At 68.0% G+C, this 18,014-nt stretch carries 22 protein-coding genes; 14 read left to right on the top strand and 8 right to left on the bottom strand.

Annotation, left to right across the window (positions count from 1 at the left end):
• The 5 genes from GGR11_RS09415 to nepR all read right to left on the bottom strand — a co-directional run bounded on the left by GGR11_RS09415 (position 1) and on the right by nepR (position 4,361).
• On the bottom strand, positions 1-1,455 hold the full coding sequence (locus GGR11_RS09415; RefSeq protein WP_183196509.1) for an aldehyde dehydrogenase family protein: 1,455 nt from the start codon (positions 1,453-1,455) through the stop codon (positions 1-3).
• 93 nt (positions 1,456-1,548) lie between these two features.
• On the bottom strand, positions 1,549-1,686 hold the full coding sequence (locus GGR11_RS09410; protein WP_008264300.1) for an entericidin A/B family lipoprotein: 138 nt from the start codon (positions 1,684-1,686) through the stop codon (positions 1,549-1,551).
• Positions 1,687-1,734: 48 nt separating this feature from the next.
• Positions 1,735-3,444 carry a sensor histidine kinase PhyK gene (phyK, locus tag GGR11_RS09405; RefSeq protein ID WP_183197804.1) on the bottom strand — a complete coding sequence of 570 codons (1,710 nt, stop codon included), beginning with the start codon at positions 3,442-3,444 and terminating at the stop codon, positions 1,735-1,737.
• Between the two features lie 105 nt (positions 3,445-3,549).
• Positions 3,550-4,161 (bottom strand): sigma-70 family RNA polymerase sigma factor, encoded by a 612-nt coding sequence (locus GGR11_RS09400; RefSeq protein WP_008259301.1) that lies wholly within the window; start codon positions 4,159-4,161, stop codon positions 3,550-3,552.
• Entirely contained in the window at positions 4,158-4,361 is a 204-nt protein-coding gene (gene nepR, locus GGR11_RS09395; protein ID WP_183197802.1) for an anti-sigma T factor NepR, read from the bottom strand. Before nepR ends, GGR11_RS09400 begins: the two co-directional genes overlap by 4 nt.
• Before the next feature lie 204 nt (positions 4,362-4,565).
• Between nepR and phyR the strand changes: the two genes are divergently transcribed.
• Positions 4,566-5,360 carry an anti-anti sigma factor/receiver protein PhyR gene (phyR, locus tag GGR11_RS09390; RefSeq protein ID WP_183196508.1) on the top strand — a complete coding sequence of 265 codons (795 nt, stop codon included), beginning with the start codon at positions 4,566-4,568 and terminating at the stop codon, positions 5,358-5,360.
• A 66-nt stretch (positions 5,361-5,426) separates the two neighbouring features.
• Here phyR and GGR11_RS09385 read toward each other — a convergent pair whose 3' ends face one another.
• Positions 5,427-5,777, bottom strand: coding sequence for a hypothetical protein (locus GGR11_RS09385; RefSeq protein WP_183196507.1), 351 nt, complete (start codon positions 5,775-5,777; stop codon positions 5,427-5,429).
• 339 nt (positions 5,778-6,116) lie between these two features.
• On the opposite strand from GGR11_RS09385, the gene GGR11_RS09380 reads away from it, so the two are divergent.
• Together GGR11_RS09380 and GGR11_RS09375 are read left to right on the top strand one after the other, a co-directional pair.
• Entirely contained in the window at positions 6,117-7,145 is a 1,029-nt protein-coding gene (locus GGR11_RS09380; protein ID WP_183196506.1) for an NADP-dependent oxidoreductase, read from the top strand.
• A gap of 8 nt (positions 7,146-7,153) precedes the next feature.
• Positions 7,154-7,561, top strand: a complete 408-nt coding sequence (locus tag GGR11_RS09375; RefSeq protein ID WP_183196505.1) for a hotdog family protein — start codon at positions 7,154-7,156, stop codon at positions 7,559-7,561.
• Positions 7,562-7,620: 59 nt separating this feature from the next.
• On the opposite strand, the gene GGR11_RS09370 is transcribed toward GGR11_RS09375, so the two are convergent.
• The gene (locus GGR11_RS09370; RefSeq protein WP_183196504.1) at positions 7,621-8,397 is read right to left on the bottom strand and encodes a SapC family protein; all 777 of its coding nucleotides are present in this window, start codon (positions 8,395-8,397) and stop codon (positions 7,621-7,623) included.
• Between the two features lie 129 nt (positions 8,398-8,526).
• Here GGR11_RS09370 and GGR11_RS09365 point away from each other — a divergent pair, with 129 nt between their 5' ends.
• From GGR11_RS09365 to rimM, 11 genes are all read left to right on the top strand, one after another.
• On the top strand, positions 8,527-9,021 hold the full coding sequence (locus GGR11_RS09365) for a Fur family transcriptional regulator (RefSeq protein WP_008262920.1): 495 nt from the start codon (positions 8,527-8,529) through the stop codon (positions 9,019-9,021).
• 17 nt (positions 9,022-9,038) lie between these two features.
• Positions 9,039-9,914: an alpha/beta fold hydrolase gene (locus GGR11_RS09360; RefSeq protein WP_246331753.1), complete on the top strand. Its 876-nt coding sequence runs from the start codon at positions 9,039-9,041 to the stop codon at positions 9,912-9,914.
• A gap of 149 nt (positions 9,915-10,063) precedes the next feature.
• Complete coding sequence (locus tag GGR11_RS09355; protein ID WP_008264147.1) at positions 10,064-10,660, top strand: nicotinate-nucleotide adenylyltransferase; 597 nt, start codon at positions 10,064-10,066, stop codon at positions 10,658-10,660.
• Positions 10,661-10,793: 133 nt separating this feature from the next.
• Positions 10,794-11,228 (top strand): ribosome silencing factor, encoded by a 435-nt coding sequence (gene rsfS / locus GGR11_RS09350; RefSeq protein ID WP_008264216.1) that lies wholly within the window; start codon positions 10,794-10,796, stop codon positions 11,226-11,228.
• Between the two features lie 4 nt (positions 11,229-11,232).
• A complete protein-coding gene (gene rlmH, locus GGR11_RS09345) occupies positions 11,233-11,697 on the top strand; it encodes a 23S rRNA (pseudouridine(1915)-N(3))-methyltransferase RlmH (RefSeq protein WP_183196502.1) in 465 nt (154 codons plus the stop codon).
• 1 nt (position 11,698) lies between these two features.
• The gene (locus tag GGR11_RS09340) at positions 11,699-12,778 is read left to right on the top strand and encodes a murein hydrolase activator EnvC family protein (RefSeq protein WP_183196501.1); all 1,080 of its coding nucleotides are present in this window, start codon (positions 11,699-11,701) and stop codon (positions 12,776-12,778) included.
• Positions 12,779-12,983: 205 nt separating this feature from the next.
• Positions 12,984-14,357, top strand: coding sequence for a S41 family peptidase (locus tag GGR11_RS09335; RefSeq protein ID WP_183196500.1), 1,374 nt, complete (start codon positions 12,984-12,986; stop codon positions 14,355-14,357).
• Positions 14,358-14,578: 221 nt separating this feature from the next.
• Complete coding sequence (locus tag GGR11_RS09330) at positions 14,579-14,797, top strand: hypothetical protein (RefSeq protein WP_008262658.1); 219 nt, start codon at positions 14,579-14,581, stop codon at positions 14,795-14,797.
• A gap of 311 nt (positions 14,798-15,108) precedes the next feature.
• The gene (ffh, locus tag GGR11_RS09325) at positions 15,109-16,656 is read left to right on the top strand and encodes a signal recognition particle protein (RefSeq protein ID WP_183196499.1); all 1,548 of its coding nucleotides are present in this window, start codon (positions 15,109-15,111) and stop codon (positions 16,654-16,656) included.
• 24 nt (positions 16,657-16,680) lie between these two features.
• Positions 16,681-17,235 (top strand): 30S ribosomal protein S16, encoded by a 555-nt coding sequence (gene rpsP / locus GGR11_RS09320; RefSeq protein WP_183196498.1) that lies wholly within the window; start codon positions 16,681-16,683, stop codon positions 17,233-17,235.
• Positions 17,236-17,304: 69 nt separating this feature from the next.
• Positions 17,305-17,832 carry a ribosome maturation factor RimM gene (gene rimM, locus GGR11_RS09315; protein WP_183196497.1) on the top strand — a complete coding sequence of 176 codons (528 nt, stop codon included), beginning with the start codon at positions 17,305-17,307 and terminating at the stop codon, positions 17,830-17,832.
• Here rimM and GGR11_RS09310 read toward each other — a convergent pair.
• Positions 17,829-18,005: a YegP family protein gene (locus tag GGR11_RS09310; RefSeq protein ID WP_183196496.1), complete on the bottom strand. Its 177-nt coding sequence runs from the start codon at positions 18,003-18,005 to the stop codon at positions 17,829-17,831. The two genes, rimM and GGR11_RS09310, sit on opposite strands and share 4 nt — an antisense overlap.
• Between the last annotated feature and the right edge of the window lie 9 nt (positions 18,006-18,014).

Raw genomic sequence — 18,014 nt, 5'->3', positions numbered from 1 at the left:
TTACCTCAACGCCAGGGTCACCGTCTTAACCTCAACATACTCGTCGATGCCGTGGATCGAGCCTTCGCGGCCGTAGCCGGACTGTTTGACCCCGCCGAACGGGGCGACGGCGGTGGAGATCAGGCCGGTGTTGACCCCGCACATCCCCGCCTCGATCCGGCGGCTGACGCGCATGGCCCGGTCGAGGTCGCGGGTGAACAGATAGGAGGCTAGGCCGTAATCGCTGGCGTTGGCCTTCTCCAGCACCTCGTCCTCGCTGTCGAAAGCGAAGACCGGGATCATGGGGCCGAAGGTCTCTTCCTCGCGGAACAGACGATCATCCCCGCCCAGGGTCACGGTCGGCTGGAAGAAGCGGCCGCCCAGTTCATGGCGGAATCCGCCCGTCAGCACCCGGCCGCCGTCGGCCTTGACCGCCGCCACGTGCTTCTCGACCTTGCCGATGGCCTTGTCCTCGATCAACGGACCGACCTTGACGCCGTCGTCGAAGGCGTTCCCGACCTTGATCTTCGCCACTTCCGCCGCGAGCTTCTCGGCATAGGCCTCAGACACCGATCGTTCCACATAGACGCGGTTGGGGCAGACGCAGGTCTGGCCCGAGTTGCGGAACTTGCCCTTGATGGTCTCGGCCACCGCCAGATCCAGATCCGCGTCGGCGAAGACGATCAGGGGGGCGGCGCCGCCCAGCTCCATCGACACCCGCTTCAGGGTCGGGGCGCACTGTTCGGCCAGCTTGCGACCCACGCCGGTCGAACCGGTGAAGGACAGTTTGCGGATCAGGGGGCTGTCAGTCAGCACCTTGCCGATCACGGCGGCCTCGCCGGTCACAATGGACAGGGCGCCCTTGGGCAGGCCGGCCTGATAGGCCAGTTCGGCCAGGGCGATGGCGGTGAAGGGGGTCTGGCTGGCCGGCTTGACCACAGCGGTGCAGCCGGCGGCGAAGGCCGGGCCCAGTTTGCGGGTCAGCATGGCGGCCGGGAAGTTCCATGGGGTGATCAGGGCGCAGGGGCCGACCGCCGCGCGATAGGTCAGGATCAGATGGCCCAGCGGGCTGTCCTGGGTTTCGCCGATCAGCCGTTCCGCCTCGCCCGCGAACCATTTGATGAAGCCGTTGGCGTAGACCACTTCGCCCTTGGCCTCTTCGAACGGCTTGCCGTTCTCCAGCGCCATCAGGGCGCCCAGCCCTTCGACGTTCTCGTCGATCAGCTCGGCCCATTTGCGCAGAAAGGCGGCGCGCTTGTGCGGATCGGACCGGGACCAGTCGGCAAAGGCGTCGGCGGCGGCCTGGATGGCGCGCTCGGTCTCGGCGGCTCCCAGATCTGGAACATGGCCGATAACCTCTCCCGTCGCCGGATCATCGACCGCGATCCCCCCACCGTTGGCCGGCACGGGCTCTCCGGCGATCAAGGCGTGCTGGCGAATCAGGGCGAGGCCGGCGTTCAGGGCGGTCTGGTTCACGGCAATCTCTCCTGGTGCAGTCCCGAAACGAACAAGGCCCCGACGAAGCGGGGCCTTGCAAGCATCTTCAATGCGACGTTCGCCGCCGAAAGACTAGTTCTTGGCGTCTTGGGCGGCGCCCGAAACGGCCGAACCGGCGGCCTGGGTGTCACGACCCACGCCTTCGACGGTGTTGCAGGCGGCGGTGGTCAGGGCGGCGGCGGCGGCGACCAGTACGAAAATCTTGCGCATGAGAAAGCTCCGGTTGAGCCGACATGGGAGTCTGTCGGTCTTGGCCTATCAACGCGACCGCACTGTCCCGGTTCCGTCCTGACCGCCCGACTTGTCGGCGGGGTCGGTCGGCGACAGGGCTTCCGGCGTGGCGAAGGTCATGCGGGCGATCGCCCCGCCGCCGGGCGACTCGATGAACTCGGCCTCGCCGCGCAGCTGTTTGGCGAAGGCGCCCATCAGGGTGCGTCCGACCCCGACCTCCGCCCCGACCGAGGCGCCGGGACCGTCGTCCTCGACTTCCAGCGTCGAGATGTCGCCAAGGACCCGGAACCGGACCTTCAGCGCGCCGCCCCGTCCGGCGAAGGCGTGTTTCTGGGCGTTGGTCACCGCCTCCACCAGCCACAGGGCGAGGGGCGCCAGCTTGTCCGGATCGACCAGCAACGAATCCGCCTCCACCGAACTGACGACGACCGGTCCGCGCCCCGCCTCGCTGGCGACCAACTGGCCGACCAGTTCCGTCAGGAAGTCGTGCGCGTCAGCATGACGGATGTCGTCGCTTTGATACAGGGTGCGATAGATCAGGGCCAAGGCCGATATCCGCTGGCGCGTATCGCCCAGAGCGGCCTTGGCCGGGGCGTCGGTCAGGGCCCGCTGCTGCATCGACAGCAAGGACGAGATGATCTGCAGATTGTTCTTCACCCGGTGATGGATCTCGCGCATCAGCGCGTCTTTCTCGGCGATCGAATTCATCAGCTCGCGGTCGCGCACCGTGATGGCCTCGGCCATCTCGTCCAGGGTGCGGGCCATGGTGCGGATCTCGGCCGGGGCGTTCATCGCCTGCAGCGGCCGCACCGAGAACCGGCCCTTGGCGTAGAGGGCGGCGATCCGCTCCAGATAATCCAGCCAACGAATGAAGATGCGTTCCGACAGCAGCATGACCGCCGCAAAGGCCGTCAGCCAGGCCCCCAGCGGCAACAGCAGACTGCCGATCGGATTGAGCCGCGCCCAGGACAGCAGGCCGGGAGCCGGGGCCGACAGCAGGGCGTACAGGTCGCCGCCCGCCAGCACGGCGCCGGCGTAGTCACGACGCTGGTTGCGGCTGTCCTTGGCCGCGAACACAGCCGTCCCCTCGTCGCGCGCCCGGGCGACCCAGCCCGAAACGTCGCCGCCGTCCGCCAGGCGGAAGGCCGCGGGATCGCTGGCGACCAGGATCCGGCCGGCGCCGTCGGTCAGTGCGGCTTCGGAGGCGGAGGGCAGGGCGGGGTCCTCGATGTCCGGCTGAAGCGCGGACAGGGGGATTACAGCGGCCATGGCGCCGTCGAACCGGCCCATGGGACGTTCTGAACGGACGGCGACGATCAGGGCCGCCGGATAGCCGGCGTTGGCCGGCGCGCGAACCACGACCAGGTCCTCGCCGCGCCGCAGTCTTTGGAACCAGTCGGCGCCGGCGGCGGGGGCGAGGCCGGATCGAACCCCGTCCGGCCGTCCCGACGCACAGACCGCGTCGCCTGTGGGGCTCAGGCGGTACAGGCCCTCATAGCCCTCCAGCCGATCCACCAGCGCCGTCAGACGCGGCGCGCAATAGGGACCGAGCGCGTCGGGGCTCAGCGCGCGCAGCAGGACCTGCGCGCCGTCCAGCCGCGCCTTGGCGCTGCCGGCGCTGCGCTCGGCGGCCAGTTGCAGATCGACCTTGCGGTCTTCGGCCTGCTGGCTGAAGTCTGCCTGGGTCTGGATCAGGATCAGGATGAAGATCGGCAGCAGGGCCAGCGCCATGGCCATGCCGAGGCGAAAGCGGATGCCCTGGAACCGGGCGGTGTTCAATCTCCGACCGAGGCGAGGCTGCGCGTCCGCGTCGCCGGGTCTGGTCTCTTCCGCCACCGGGAATCAGGACCGGGCGCCGGCCAGCCTGTCGGCCTCGCCGAGAATGGACCGCATCGCGTCGCCCGCCGCCTTGCCGTCGCGGCCGTAGCCGCCTTTTTCAAGCGTGGCCGCCAGGGCGCGGCGCGCCCGGCTGACGCGGCTCTTCACCGTACCCACCGCGCAGCCGCAAATCTCGGCCGCCTCTTCGTAGGCGAAGCCGCCCGCGCCCACCAGGATCAGGGCTTCACGCTGTTCTTCGGGCAGGGTCTTCAGCGCCTGGCGCAGTTCGTCCAGGGCGACCGGGGCCTCGGGGTCGTCAACCGCCACCAGGGTCCGCTCGGCGGCTTCCTGATCCAGTTGGGACTGGCGCCAGGACCGGCGCTTCTCGGAGTAGAATTGGTTGCGCAGGATCATGAAGGTCCAGGCCTTCATGTTGGTGCCCATCTGATAGCTGGCCCGCGCGTCCCACGCCTTCATCATGGCGTCCTGCGCCAGGTCGTCGGCGGCGGTCGGATCACCCGTCAGGGTCCGCGCGAAGGCGCGAAGATGAGGGATCAGCTGAACCAGTTCCCGCTTGAAGCCGTCGTCGTCGGCGGAAGCGGGTTTCGGAGCGGCTCCCAGGCGAGACGTGCTCATGCGCCACCGCCCGACGCCTTGGCGTCGGCGCGCTTCAGAATTTCCAGGAATTCGTCAGGCACAGGCTCGTTGACCACCTCGTCGAACATGTGGCGCAGCTTGACGCCGATGGCCTGTTGGCGAAGTCGAGCTTCCTCGAGCCCCGCCTCCCCCGCATTTTCGACGTCCTTACGCCGCGAGGAATCGGAATAATTTATCATAGACAGAACACCGCCCACCCAACTGCAGTGCAGAAATGCGGACTGGATAACGTCGCCCCTGCCGCCGGGTTCCTCCCACTTCAAGAATAAATGCTCAAGCTTGCGGCTTGGCGCGGAACCGTGGTGCATTTGATACGTTTCAACCCGCTGTAGCGCTGCGCCCTGTTCGGGCGAGACAGCGATTTTTGTCGGGGACTATCTAGAATGAGCCTTCTGGCCAGACTTGCGCCGCATCTGCCCTATGTCCGTCGTTATGCACGGGCGCTGACGGGGGATCAGGCGACGGGCGACAACTATGTGCGTGTCGCGCTCGAGGCCCTGGCGGCCGGCGAGCAACAGCTTTCGCCCGACATGACGCCGCGTGTCGCCCTTTATCACGTCTTCCACGCCATCTGGTCCTCGACCGGGGCGCAGTTGGAAGATGTCAGCGGCGTCGATGGCCGCAACGACGCCTCCAGCCGTCTGCTGCGCATTGCGCCGCGCTCACGGCAAGCCTTCCTCCTGACCGCGCTCGAAGGTTTCACGCCGTCGGAAGCGGCGCAGATCCTGTCGGCCGACGCCCGCGACGTCGAACGCCTGATCGCAGAGGCCCAGTCCGACATCGACGCTGAATTGGCGACCGATGTCCTGGTGATTGAGGACGAGGCCATCATCTCGGCCGACATCCAGAGCCTGGTGAAGGAACTTGGGCACCGCGTCACCGGCGCGGCCACCACCCATGACGAAGCCATCGAGGCCGTGGCCCGCCACAAGCCGGGTCTGGTCCTGGCCGATATCCAGCTGGCCGACGGTTCTTCGGGCATCGATGCGGTCAAGGAAATCCTGAAGAACATGGACGTGCCGGTGATCTTCATCACCGCCTTCCCGGAGCGTCTGCTGACCGGCGAGCGGCCCGAGCCTACCTTCCTGATCACCAAGCCCTTCCAGCCGGAAACGGTGAAGGCGGCGATCAGCCAGGCCCTGTTCTTCCATCCTTCGCGTCACAAGGAAGCGGCTTAACCGCTCTTTCGCACTGAACGCCGTCTGGGCCCCGGTCGCTTGCGCGCCGGGGCCTTTGTCTGTCCGCTAGTTCGACGGCGCGGTCGGGGCGTTGACGTTCGGCGTCTCGCCCGTCGGGGCGGGCTGAGCCTCGCCTGCGGGGCCGGTGGGGGCGTCGGCGGCCGGCGGGGTCTGGGCGTCGCCCTGGAAGGCGCCGGCGTCCACAGCCTGATCGCCGTCGTTGGCGTTGGTGCTCGACATGCCGCCCTGGCTGAAGGCCCAGATGGCCAGCAGAAGTATCGCCGCCGCGCCGCCGGAGATGATCAGCAGCCACAGGATGCGCACGCCGGACCGGCCCTGGCGGGTGGACTGGGCGTCGACCGGTCGGTTGGGTCGATCCGCGTCGGTGATCTTCGTCTGGGGGTCTTGGTGGCTCATGCTCGGCCTCCCTTGTTTGTTTTTCTGGTCGCGCCTCAACGCCCTGGCTCAGGCGACGTTCCGGTGGTCGGCAAGACGAGAGAACCTTGTTCGTGCGAGGACGAAAAAATTACGCTCACCGTCTGGAACCAGTCTCGGCGCCTGCCGTTATGGGCTTGCGGAGGCGGCGACGCCCCCCCGACTTGAGATTGGCGCAAGCCAATCTGTCGCCTCCGCGCCTCATTCTCGATGATGCCACTTGAAGGCGGCCCGCAGGGGTCGCCTTTTTCTTTTCGCTCTCGACCGCCGGGGGCGGCGCGGTCAGGATGGCCTCAAAACACAATCCTAGGAGAGAGACGCATGGCTTTGAACGGCAAGACGAACCGCCAGTGGGTGCTGCGCCAGCGGCCGAAGGGTCTGATTCAACCGGACGACCTGGAACTGGTCGAAAGCCCGATCCCGGATCTGAAGGAGAGCGAGGTGCTGGTCCGCACCGTCTATCTGTCGCTGGACCCGACCAATCGCACCTGGATGAACGATTCCGAGGGCTATCTGCCGCCCGTAGGTCTGGGCGAGGTCATGCGTGGCCTGACTCTGGGCGTGGTCGAACACAGCCGGTCCGACCGGTTCAAGGTCGGGGACGTGGTCATGCCCGCCTCGGGCGGCTGGGCCGATTACGCCGTCGTGCCCGAGGGCGGTCTGCGTCCGGTCCACCGCGCCGCGGGCCTGCCGTTGACGGCCAATATGTCGGTCCTGGGCATGACCGGTCTGACCGCCTATTTCGGGATCACCGACGTGCTGAAGGCCAAGGCCGGCGAGACGATCGTGATCTCGGCCGCCGCCGGCGCCGTGGGCTCCATAGCGGGCCAGATCGCCAAACAGCGCGGCTGCCGGGTCATCGGCATCGCCGGGGGACCCGAGAAATGCGCCTGGCTGACCGATGAGCTCGGCTTCGACGCCGCCGTCGATTACAAGAACGAGGATGTCGGCGCGGCCCTGGACCGGCTGGCGCCGGACGGCATCGATCTTAACTTCGAGAACGTCGGCGGCGACATCATGATCGCCGTCTTCAACCGGCTGAAGGTGCACGGTCGGATGGCGGTGTGCGGCCTGGTGTCGTCCTACAACGCCACCAAGGCGCCGCCGTCGCCGAACTTCGCCCGCATCATCACCCATCGTCTGAACGTCCAGGGCTTCCTGGTGCTGGACTACGCCCCGCGCGCCCGCGAAATGGTCGCCGAGATGGGGCCGTGGCTGGCCGAAGGGAAGGTGAAGTGGAAGGTCCACGTCGACGACGGGTTGGAAGGGGCGGTGGAATCGCTGAATCGCTTGTTCACCGGCGATCACGACGGCAAGCTGCTGGTTCGCGTCTCCGAAGAACCGGCCTGAGGATATCCATGAGCGACCCCCTGCTCGTCCATTACGAGGATCTTGAGACGGGACAGGTCGTGCCCCTGGGCGCCTGCGCGGTCGATCCGGCCGCGCTGGACGTCTTCGTCGAGCGGTTCTCGCCCGGTTGGGACGCCGCCTATGGGGCGCCGGACGCCATGGTCTACGCCCTGTGGAGCCGGCTGGCGGCCGAGAAGGCGGGCGGCTGGGCCCAGACCAAGGTCCTGGCCGTGGACGGCCTGCGCTATATGCGCAATCCGCCGCCGGGCGAACTGCTGCGCGGGCGGATGACGGTGATGGGCAAGGATCCGGTCGGGGACGAGAAGGGCATCCTCATCGCCTCGCACGACCTGCTGGATGAAGGCGGTCGACTGGTCTTCTCCTGCCTGACCCGCGCCGTCTTTTCACGCCGCTGAAACCTAGAGGGCCCGCCGGCGAACCGGCGGGCCCTCGACCTCGGATCAGGTCGGGCGTCTTAGTTGACGGCGCCCGGGGCCTGGCGAAGGAAGGCCAGGGCGATCAGGCGGTCCCAGCCCAGCAGCGACACCAGGTGGGCGTAAATCTGGCCCAGGGCCCCGTTGTCGCGCAGTTCGGCCAGCTTCTCGGCCGGCAGGGCCTTCAGCTTGTCTTCCGACACGGCGTAGTATTCCGCCAGCTTCTGCGGCGCGCCGGGCGTGCCGTCCGGGTTGCGCGGGGTGAAGACGGCTTCGCGCACCTCAAGCAGATCCAGGTCATTGACCAGTTTGACGAAGGCCTCGGTGCGCTGACGCTCCTGCTCGAAGTTGTTGCAGAACTCCATCGCCATGGTGGTGTAGTCGCTGGCCTGGCCGTTGACGAACAGCGGATTCTGGCCGCCCTCGGCGACGATCTCAGCGCCGCGGTCGATGCACAGGATCAGACGTTGGTTCTGCTTGTCGTCGGCGAAGACGAACGGATAGCGACGGACATAGGCCGGGATGTAGGCGTCGGGACGGAACTCGCCGTCGGCCGCCACGAACAGGTTCTCGCCCTGGCGCAGGCCCATCACCGCGATCGGCTGTCGGTTGTCGCCGGTGAAGATCACCGGATAGGATAGGGCGGCGGCGGCGAACTCGGTCACCGTCAGCGGCACGACATTGGTCTGGCCGACGAAGGCGTAGGGCTTGTCGGCCGGATTGACGCCCAGCGCCCCGTGCAGGCCCGGATCCAGCGGCTCGGGGTTCTTGTAGAAGAGGACATTGCCCTCGAGCGGCGAGTTGGTCGTGTCGGTCATGAGAAGCCAGGCGCTCTGGAATGGAAACGAGGCGGGCCTTCTAGCCCAAGCGCGTCCCAGCGGCAAACAGGGCGACGCTTGGCGGCGTCTCATGTTGCGGCCAGGCCGCTCAGCCATTAGCTGTGGCGCATGACCTCCACCTGCGACCACGATCACGATCATGCGGGCCTGCACGGGGCGGCCCTGATCCGCGCGCTGGAGGGGGCGGAAGCGCGCATGACGGCGGCGGGCGAGCGGATGACGCCGCCGCGTCGGCGGGTGCTGTCCCTTCTGCTCGAGACCGGCGAGCCGGTGAAGGCCTATGACCTGATCGCCCGCTTCGGCGAGGACGGCCAGGCCGCCAAGCCGCCCACCGTCTATCGCGCCCTGGAGTTTCTGGAACGCCAGGGCATGGCCCACCGCATCGCCTCCATCAGCGCCTATGTCGCCTGCGCTGGACATGAAGAAAACACGGCGCCCCATGCAGCGGCCTTCCTGATCTGCGACTGCTGCGGGGCGACGCGCGAGATCAACGGCCCGGACCAGGGGGCCATGGACGCCGCCGCCGCCGCCGCCGGCTACGCCATCGCCCGCACCACCATAGAGGCGCACGGACTCTGCGCCGCCTGCCGCCAGGCCGCATGATCATGGACGCTGCGCTGATGTCCCCGCCCCGTCGACTCAGCGTGCCGATCAACAATCATTGGGGCGCGGGCCGGATGTCCGTGATGGACTTCGGCGATCCGAAGCGGCCGGTTGACCTGATCTTCTCTCACGCCAACGGCTTCAACGCCGCCACCTATCGCAGCCTGCTGTCGCCCCTGTCGGCCAGTCTGCGCATCTGGGCGCCCGACCTGCGCGGTCACGGCGGGTCGGACCTGCCGGTGTTCGCCCGACCCAAGTCCAGCTGGCTGGATCACCGCGACGACATCCTGGCCCTGATCGAGGCCATAGACGGGCCGCCGGTGGTCCTGGCCGGGCATTCGATGGGCGGAACCGCCTCGCTGCTGGCGGCGGCCGAACGGCCGGATCGGGTTTCGAGCCTTGTCCTGTTCGATCCGGTGATCTGGCGCCGCGCGGCGGTCTTCGCCTTCAACCTGCCCTTCGCCCACCGGCTGATGAAGGACATCCCCATCGCCAGGGCCACCCGACGCCGTCGCCCGGTGTTCGACAGCCGCGAACAGGCCATGGCCGCCTATCGCGGACGCGGCGCCTTCAAGGGCTGGCCCGACCGGGTGCTGGCCGACTATCTGTCCGAGGGTCTGGTCGAGACCCCGGACGGTCTGACGCTGACCGCCACCCCGGTCTGGGAGGCCGCCAACTACGCCGCCCAGGCGCATGATCCCTGGCGGGCCCTGCGCCGCTATCCGGCGCCGATCCATATTCTGAAGGCCGAGCACGGCGCCCTGACCCATGTGCCGGTCGCGCCGCGCGGCCTGCCTAACGTGACGGTCGAGGTGGTCGCCGGGGGCGGCCATCTGTTCCCCATGACCCATGCCGACGTCGCACGCGACGCCCTGTTCGAGGCGGCCGTCTGAGCGCGGACGATTAATCGGGGGACAGGCGCCGAGCCCCATGATAAGGGCGCCGCTGAGCATAACTCCCCGAGACGCCCCGCTTGTCCTTCTTTCACGCCGGTCCCGCGCCCAAAGGCGCCGGCCCCCGATCCGGGGGGTTGCGGGACGGTTTGATCCTGACGCCGGGGATGAAGGTCGGCCTGTTCGGCGGCTCCTTCAATCCGGCCCACGACGGTCACGCCCATGTGGCCGAGACGGCGATGCGCCGCCTGGGCCTGGATCGGGTCGTCTGGCTGGTCTCGCCGCAGAACCCGCTGAAGGACGCCCGTCACAGCGCCCCCCTCTCTGAACGCATGGCTTCGGCGCGCGAACACGCCCGCGGCCCGTCGATGATCATTTCGGATTTCGAGACCCGCACCGGCGTGGCCTGGACCGTCGACACCCTGCGCCTGCTGGTCGCGCGGCATCCCGGCGTGCATTTCGTCTGGCTGATGGGGTCGGACAATCTGGCCAGCTTCCATCGCTGGCGCGGCTGGACCGACATCATGCGGCTGATGCCGGTGGCGGTGATCGCCCGGCCGGGCTCCCTGCTGGACAGCCGCACCGCCCCGGCGGCCGCGCGGTTCGCGACCTTCCGCGTTCCGGCCGAGCAGGCGGGTCTGTTGCCGACCCTGTCGGCGCCCGCCTGGACCTATCTGACGGCGCCGCTGAACCCCCTGTCCTCGACCGCGATCCGCACCGGAACCGGACGACGCGCGGCCTCGTGATCGGGGCGCCGGTTCACGGACCGGCCCATCCGTGCTAGAGGGCTTCTTTAGTCAATGCTCCTGGAGCCCTCCGCTGACCCCCTCGCCCGCGTATGATACGCAAGACGCCGCCGTTTCGAACACGGCGCACGAGATGGATGCCATAGAACCTCTGCATTCCGAAGACGGCTTTGAATCCGACGGCGCGCCCAGCGCCTTCGGCGATTCCGCGCCCCGCCCGATCGGCTCGACCCCGCTTGAAGAAGCCATTCTGAGCCGCCTCGACGAGGACAAGGCCCAGGAGATGGTCCTGATCGACCTCAAGGGCAAAAGCGCCATGGCCGACACCATGATCGTGGCGTCCGGCCGGTCGCACCGCCACGTCGGCGCCATCGCCGACCACCTGCTGCGCACGCTGAAGGAACAGGGCCTGGGCAAGGCCAAGGTCGAGGGCCTGCCGCATTGCGACTGGGTCCTGATCGACGCCGGCGACGTGATCGTGCACCTGTTCCGCCCGGAAGTGCGCACCTTCTACAATATCGAGAAGATCTGGGCCGTCGATTCCGCCCACCGCATGGTCCGCGACTGAGACCATGAGGCTGGGGATCGTCGCCATCGGCCGACCGGGCCGGGGGCCAGAGGCGACCCTCGCCGACGACTACGCCAAGCGCGCCACCCTGTCGGGACGCGCGCTTGGCCTCGGCCCCCTCGAACTGATCGACCTGGAAGCCAAGAAGCCGGGCAAGGCGCCGGAGGCCGAGCTGATCCTGGCCGCCGCGGAAGGGTCGCACCTGATCGCCTGCGACGAACGGGGAAAGACCTATTCGTCGCGCGCCTTCGCCGACCATGTCGCCAAACTGCGCGATCAGGGCGAACGCCGCCTGGTCTTCGCCATCGGCGGGGCGGACGGACTGGACGAGAGCGTGCGCGCCGCCGCCGCCTCGACCCTGGCCTTCGGTCCTCAGACCTGGCCCCACGCCCTGGCCCGCGCCATGCTGGCCGAACAACTGTATCGGGCCGTGACCATCCTGGCCGGATCGCCCTATCATCGCGACTGACATGGGTCGCGCCGCCACACTTTCTCTCGCCCTGCTGACGGGTCTCGTGCTCGCCGCGCCCGCCGTGGGCCGGCAGGCGCCGGAAAGCGAGCTGGCCCGGACCCAGGCCGAATATCGCGACGAGGCCGTGCGGGCGCGCCGACTTCGCGCCGACGCCGACGTGGCCAAATCCGAACTGGCCCAGCTTGAGCGTCGTCTGGCGGCCCTGCGGGCCGACGAACGGACCGACGACCGCCAGATCGACGACCAGCGCGCCCGCCTGCGCCAGCTCAGCGAACGCGAGGCTGAACTGGTCACGAACCTGGCCCGCGAGCGCGGGGCCCAGGGCCGGCTGCTCAGCGCCCTGCAGATGATGAGCCGCCGTCCCCCGCCGCCCCTGCTGATCCCGGCGGACAAGGCGGTGGACACGGTGCGCGCCTCCATCCTGCTGCGGGCCATGACGCCCGACCTGGAAAGGCGCGCCCAGGCCCTGGCCGCGCGTCAGGCCGAGATCATGCGCATCCGCCGCCTGGCGGTCCTGTCGTCCGAACGGCTGCTGACCACGGAAAGCGCCCAGGGCGACCGCCGCGCCGAGATCGAGGGGCTGACGGCGCGCAAGACCGCCCTGACCGCCGTTCTGAACGCCGAGGCCCGCACCGCCGAACGCGCGGCCCGCGTGCTGGAGAACCGTATCCGCGACCTGGGCGGCGCGGTCCCCGCCGCCGAAACGGCCGAGGCGGCGCCCACGCGCCTGCCCGCCGGCCGCAACCGCCTCAGCTCGCCCGTCCAGGGCGCGCCCAGCCAGACCTGGGGGGCAGGAACCTCGGGGTGGCGCTGGCGGGCCGACCGCGCGGCCGTGACCGCCCCCGCCGACGCCAAGGTGGCCTATGCCGGCCCCCTGACCGGCTGGGGCCAGGTGGTGATCCTGGATCTCGGCCCCGGCTGGCGGGCGGTGATCGCCGGTCTGGAAAGCGTGGACGTGGCGGCCGACGCTCGCGTTTCCGACGGCCAGGCCCTGGGACGCAGCGGCCCCGACGGCGACGTCTATTTCGAACTGCGGCGCGAGGAACGGCCCATCGATCCCGGTCCCTGGCTGAAATAGGCTCCAACAGGCGCCATTTTCGGCCTCTTGCCTCTGACGGCGAGTTGGGAGGCTGTGAAATGGCTGAGATGCGATAAGGCCTTGCTTTCCAACCTGACGCTGATTTTATCGGCGTGACGCCGCGCCGCCACGATTTCGTCGTGTCTGCGGGGCCTTACCCTTGCAACGGGCGCCTTTGATGATCGGCCCGACCGAAAGAGACCGAATGCGTAAACTGCTCCTCGTCGGCTGCGCCGCCCTGGTTCTCGGCGGCTCGGCCGCCGTCGCCACCAGCCAGACGCCCCGCAACGAAACCTTCCGGATGCTGGAGCTGTTCGGCGACGTGGTCGGCATCGTCGAGCAGGCCTATGTCGTCCCGGTCGACAACAAAAAGCTGATCGAAGCCGCCCTGGCCGGTATGATGACGGCGCTGGACCCCCATTCCAACTATCTGCCGCCGTCCAACTATGACGAGCTGCGCGAGCGGACCGAGGGGCAGTATTCGGGCGTCGGCCTGACCATCACCTCCGAGGGCGGCCTGGTGAAGGTCATCTCGCCGATGGACGAAAGTCCCGCCGCCAAGGCCGGGGTTCAGGCCGGCGACGTCATCTCATCCATCGAGGGCCAGAACGCTTCCGGCCTGACCGTCAGTCAGGTGTCCGAGAAACTGCGCGGATCCGTCGGCACCAGCGTGCGCGTCACCTTCCTGCGCGACGGCGAGGACCCGCTCGAGGTCGTCCTGACCCGCGAGATCATCAAGGTTCAGTCGGTCACGGGCCGGGTCGAAGGCGATTTCGGCTATCTGCGCGTCTCGACCTTCAACGAGAACACCGGCCGCGAACTGACCGAGGCCATCGCCAAGATCAAGGCCGAGAAACCGGGCGTGAAGGGCTATGTCCTGGACCTGCGCAACAACGGCGGTGGCCTGCTGAACGCCGCCATCGACGTGTCGGACGCCTTCCTGGAGCGCGGCGAGATCGTCAGCCAGCGCGGCCGCAAGCCCGAGCAGATCCAGCGCTATTCCGCCAAGCCCGGCGATCTGACCGGCGGCCTGCCGGTGGTGGTCCTGGTCAACTACGGCTCGGCCTCGGCCTCGGAAATCGTCGCCGGCGCCCTGAAGGACCATGAGCGGGCGACCATTGTCGGCCTGACCAGCTTCGGCAAGGGGTCGGTCCAGACGGTGATCCCGCTGCGCCAGGGCCAGGACGGCGCCCTGTCGATCACCACGGCCCGCTACTACACCCCGTCCGGCGCCTCCATCCAGAAGATCGGCATCGAGCCGGACCTGGAGGTCGCCCGGTCCGAGGCCGAGGCCCGCATCGTCTCGCGCTCCAGCTTCATCTATTCCGAAGCCGCCTACGCCACCGCCCTGGACTCCTCCATCGGCGCGGAACGCAAGGGGCCGCACACGCCGCGCGAAGCGCCCGGCGAGGGCTTCGACAAGGAGAAGGACTACCAGTTGCAACGCGCTCTGGACGTCCTGCGCGCCGGCGGCGACCTGTCCAAACTCTCCGCCCCGCCCGAGACCATCGTCGTGACGGAGCCGGGCTCCGAACCGAAGAAGGACGAGACGCCGGCCGAGACGCCCGAGGAGCCGTAACCCGGCACGCGGGTTGCAAGCCTTTCTGCAACAGTCGCGTCGGCGACTATTTCGGAAAGGAGAATGTCTTGTCGATTTCGTCGGTTAGCAGCTTCCTTGGCAGTGTGGGCTCGGTCGGCCAGAGCGCATCCGCCGGGCAAAATAAGCCCACTTCGGTCCTTCAGAACGATCTTGACCAGATTCGTGAGAAGGGGCTCAGCGCCTGGGCGCATGAGCAGCAGATGGAGAAGCTTAAGGCGCGGCTCCGCGAGCAGGTCCTGTCAGACAAGAATATGAGCGAGCGCGACGTCGCCGCCCTGCCGAAGGAAGCCCGCGCCACGATCGAGGACGAGATCGCCAAGCTGGTCGCACAGAAGCTGCAGGAGGCGCTGGAGGCCAAGGTCAAGGACGCGGCCGCCCAGGGCAAGACGCAGGCCGTGCTGCTGAACATCTCCGTCTGAACCGGGATTGGGCCTCCGCCGTGCGCACGGCGAGAGAATCTGTGGCGTTGGGATTCGACATTCCCCTTGTTTTCCTTCATAAGCCGCCGCTTCCGACGCAAGTGAACCTCGCGTCTCCACCCACACGACAGCTCTTTTGTCGTGCTACCGCGCTCCGCGCTGCTTGAGCACAGCCCATTCGGGCTCAAGTAGGCCGCAAGGCCGATAGCCCAAAAAAGAGAACGAGGTGGGCGAGAACCCTCCGCCGACGTGATCGTCGCCGGGGGCCGTTGTCGTATGGAGCCGTTTCACCCGTCGCCACGAGGTAGTGAATGTTCGAGGCTCTGAACGAGCGGCTGACAGGCGTCTTCGACCGGATCACCGGCCGCGGCGCCCTGTCCGAAAAGGATGTCGCCGAGGCGATGCGCGAAGTGCGCGTGGCCCTGCTCGAGGCCGACGTCGCCCTGCCGGTCGTCAAGGAATTCATCGCCTTCGCCACCGAGCGCGCGACCGGCGAAGAGGTCATCCGTTCGGTCAAACCGGCCGACCAGGTGGTCAAGATCGTCTATGACGGCCTGATCGAAATGCTGGGCGGCGAAGAGCCGGTCCCGCTCAACACCAACGCCACTCCGCCCGCCGTGGTGCTGATGGCCGGCCTTCAGGGCTCGGGCAAGACCACGACCTCGGCCAAGCTGGCGCTGCGCCTGACGAAGTTCGATCGCAAGAAGGTCATGATGGCCTCGCTGGACACCCGTCGTCCGGCCGCGATGGAACAGCTGGCCCAGCTGGGCAAACAGATCGACGTCGCCGTCCTGCCCATCGTGGCGGGCGAAAGCGCCGTCCAGATCACGCGCCGCGCGCTGCAATCGGCCAAGCTTCAGGGCTTCGACGTCCTGATCCTCGACACCGCCGGCCGCATCACCCTGGACGAAGGGCTGATGAACGAGGTGGCCGAGGTCGCCGAGATCTCCAAGCCCGTCGAGACCCTGCTGGTCGCCGACAGCCTGACCGGCCAGGACGCGGTCCGCACCGCGGCCGCCTTCCACGCCCGCCTGCCGCTGACGGGCCTGGTCCTGACCCGCGCCGACGGCGACGGTCGCGGCGGCGCCATGCTGTCGATGCGGGCGGTCACCGGCCTGCCGATCAAATATCTGGGCGCCGGCGAAAAGGTCGACGCCCTGGACGTGTTCGACGCCCGCCGCGTCGCCGGCCGCATCCTGGGTCAGGGCGATATCGTCGCCCTGGTCGAAAAGGCCAGCCAGGACCTGGACCAGGCCAAGGCCGAGAAGATGGCCCGCAAACTGGCCAAGGGCCAGTTCGACCTGGACGACCTGGCCGGCCAGCTGCAGCAGATGAAGCGGATGGGCGGGCTTCAGGGCATCATGGGCATGCTGCCCGGCGTGGCCAAGATGAAGTCCCAGATGGCCGAGAGCGGCGTCGACGACCGCATGATCCTGCGCCAGGAAGCCATCATCTCCTCGATGACCAAGGCCGAGCGCAAGAAGCCCGACCTGCTGAACGCCAGCCGCAAGAAGCGGATCGCCGCCGGCGCCGGCGTGGATGTGCAGGACGTGAACCGGGTTCTGAAACAGCACCGCCAGATGGCCGACGTGGTCAAACAGATGGCGCGCGGCGGCCCCAAGAAGATGCAGCAGATGGCCGCCATGCTGGGCGGCCTCGGCGGCGGCGGCGGCATCCCCGGCATGCCGGGCATGGGCGGCGGCCCCGATCTGAACCGATTGAAGGCCCTGGGCGGCGGCAAGACGCCGGAACCCAGCGCCGACGACCTGAAAGCCATCCAGGACCGCCTCGCGGGCCTGGGCGGCGGACAACTTCCGGGAGGCCTGCCGGGCCTGCCGGGCTTCCCTCCCAAGAAATAACGACTTCCTAGAAAGAGACTGAAAATGCTGAAGATTCGTCTGGCCCGCGGCGGCGCCAAGAAGCGCCCCTACTACCACATCGTCATCGCTGACTCGCACTCGCCCCGCGACGGCAAGTTCATCGAGAAGGTCGGCAGCTACAACCCGATGCTGCCCAAGGACGGCGCCACCCCGCGCGTCGCCCTGAAGGTCGAGCGTATCGCCGAATGGCTCGGCAAGGGCGCTCAGCCGACCGACCGCGTCGCTCGCTTCCTGTCGCAGGACGAGACCCTGGGCGCCAAGGTGAAGTGGACCCAGTCCAACAACCCGAACAAGGCCCAGCCCGGCAAGAAGGCGCAAGAGCGCGCCGCCGAACGCGCCCAGCGCGAAGCCGACCGCCTGGAAGCCGAAGCCGCCGCCAAGGTCGAGGCCGCTGAAGCCGCCGCCCGCGCCAAGGAAGAAGCCGCCGCCGCTGCTGCTGCTCCGGCTGTCGAAGAAGCTCCGGCTGAAGAAGCGCCCGCCGCTGAAGCCGCTGCTGAAGAGGCCCCCGCAGCTGAAGCCGCTGCTGAAGAAGCAACCGAAGAAAAGACCGAAGCCTAAGGCTTTCGGTCTCGACACGATCAAGGCGGCGTCCTTCGACGCCGCCTTTTTCATGCGCTAAGGACGACCATGACCCAGGACAGCAGACTTATCCTCGTCGGCCAGATCGGCGGCGGTTTCGGGGTGCGGGGCGAGGTGCGGGTGACCGCCTTCACCGCCGATCCCCTGGCCCTGACCGCCTATGGCCCGCTGCTGCGCGCCGACGGCACGGTCGCCCTGACCCTGTCCTCGACCCGCCCGGACAAGAACGGCGTGGTCGGCCGGGCCAAGGAGATCGCCACCAAGGAACAGGCCGACGCCCTGCGCGGCCTGAAACTCTATGTTCCCCGCGACCGCTTCCCCGAACCGGACGAGGACGAATTCTATCTCGCCGACCTGCTGGGGGTCGAGGTCCGCGACACGGCGGGCGCCGTCATGGGCACGGTCAAGTCGGTCCAGAATTTCGGCGCCGACGACATGCTGGAGATCGCCCCCGCTGCGGGCGGCCCGACCTGGTACCTGCCGTTCACCAAGGCAGCGACGCCCGAGCTTCACCTGGCCGACGGCTGGCTGCTGGCCGTGCCGCCGACCGAGGTGGGCGAGCGCGAGCCGGATTAGCTGTTGTCCTCGACCTCGGCGGTCGGGCCGTTCTTCTTGATGGAGTCGATGGCGTTCTGAGCCGAGGCCTTGGAACTGTAGCCCTCGGTCGAGAACAGGGTCTCGGAATTATACTTGAACCGGACCCGGAACTCACCGGCCTTGTCCTTGTAGATTTCGAACTTGTGCGCCATCGAACGTCT

Origin of the sequence: Brevundimonas mediterranea (assembly GCF_014196125.1) — a bacterium.
GTDB lineage: Bacteria > Pseudomonadota > Alphaproteobacteria > Caulobacterales > Caulobacteraceae > Brevundimonas > Brevundimonas mediterranea.
The sequence above is the reverse complement of the archived record's forward strand: the minus strand, read 5'-3'. Positions and strand labels throughout refer to the sequence as shown.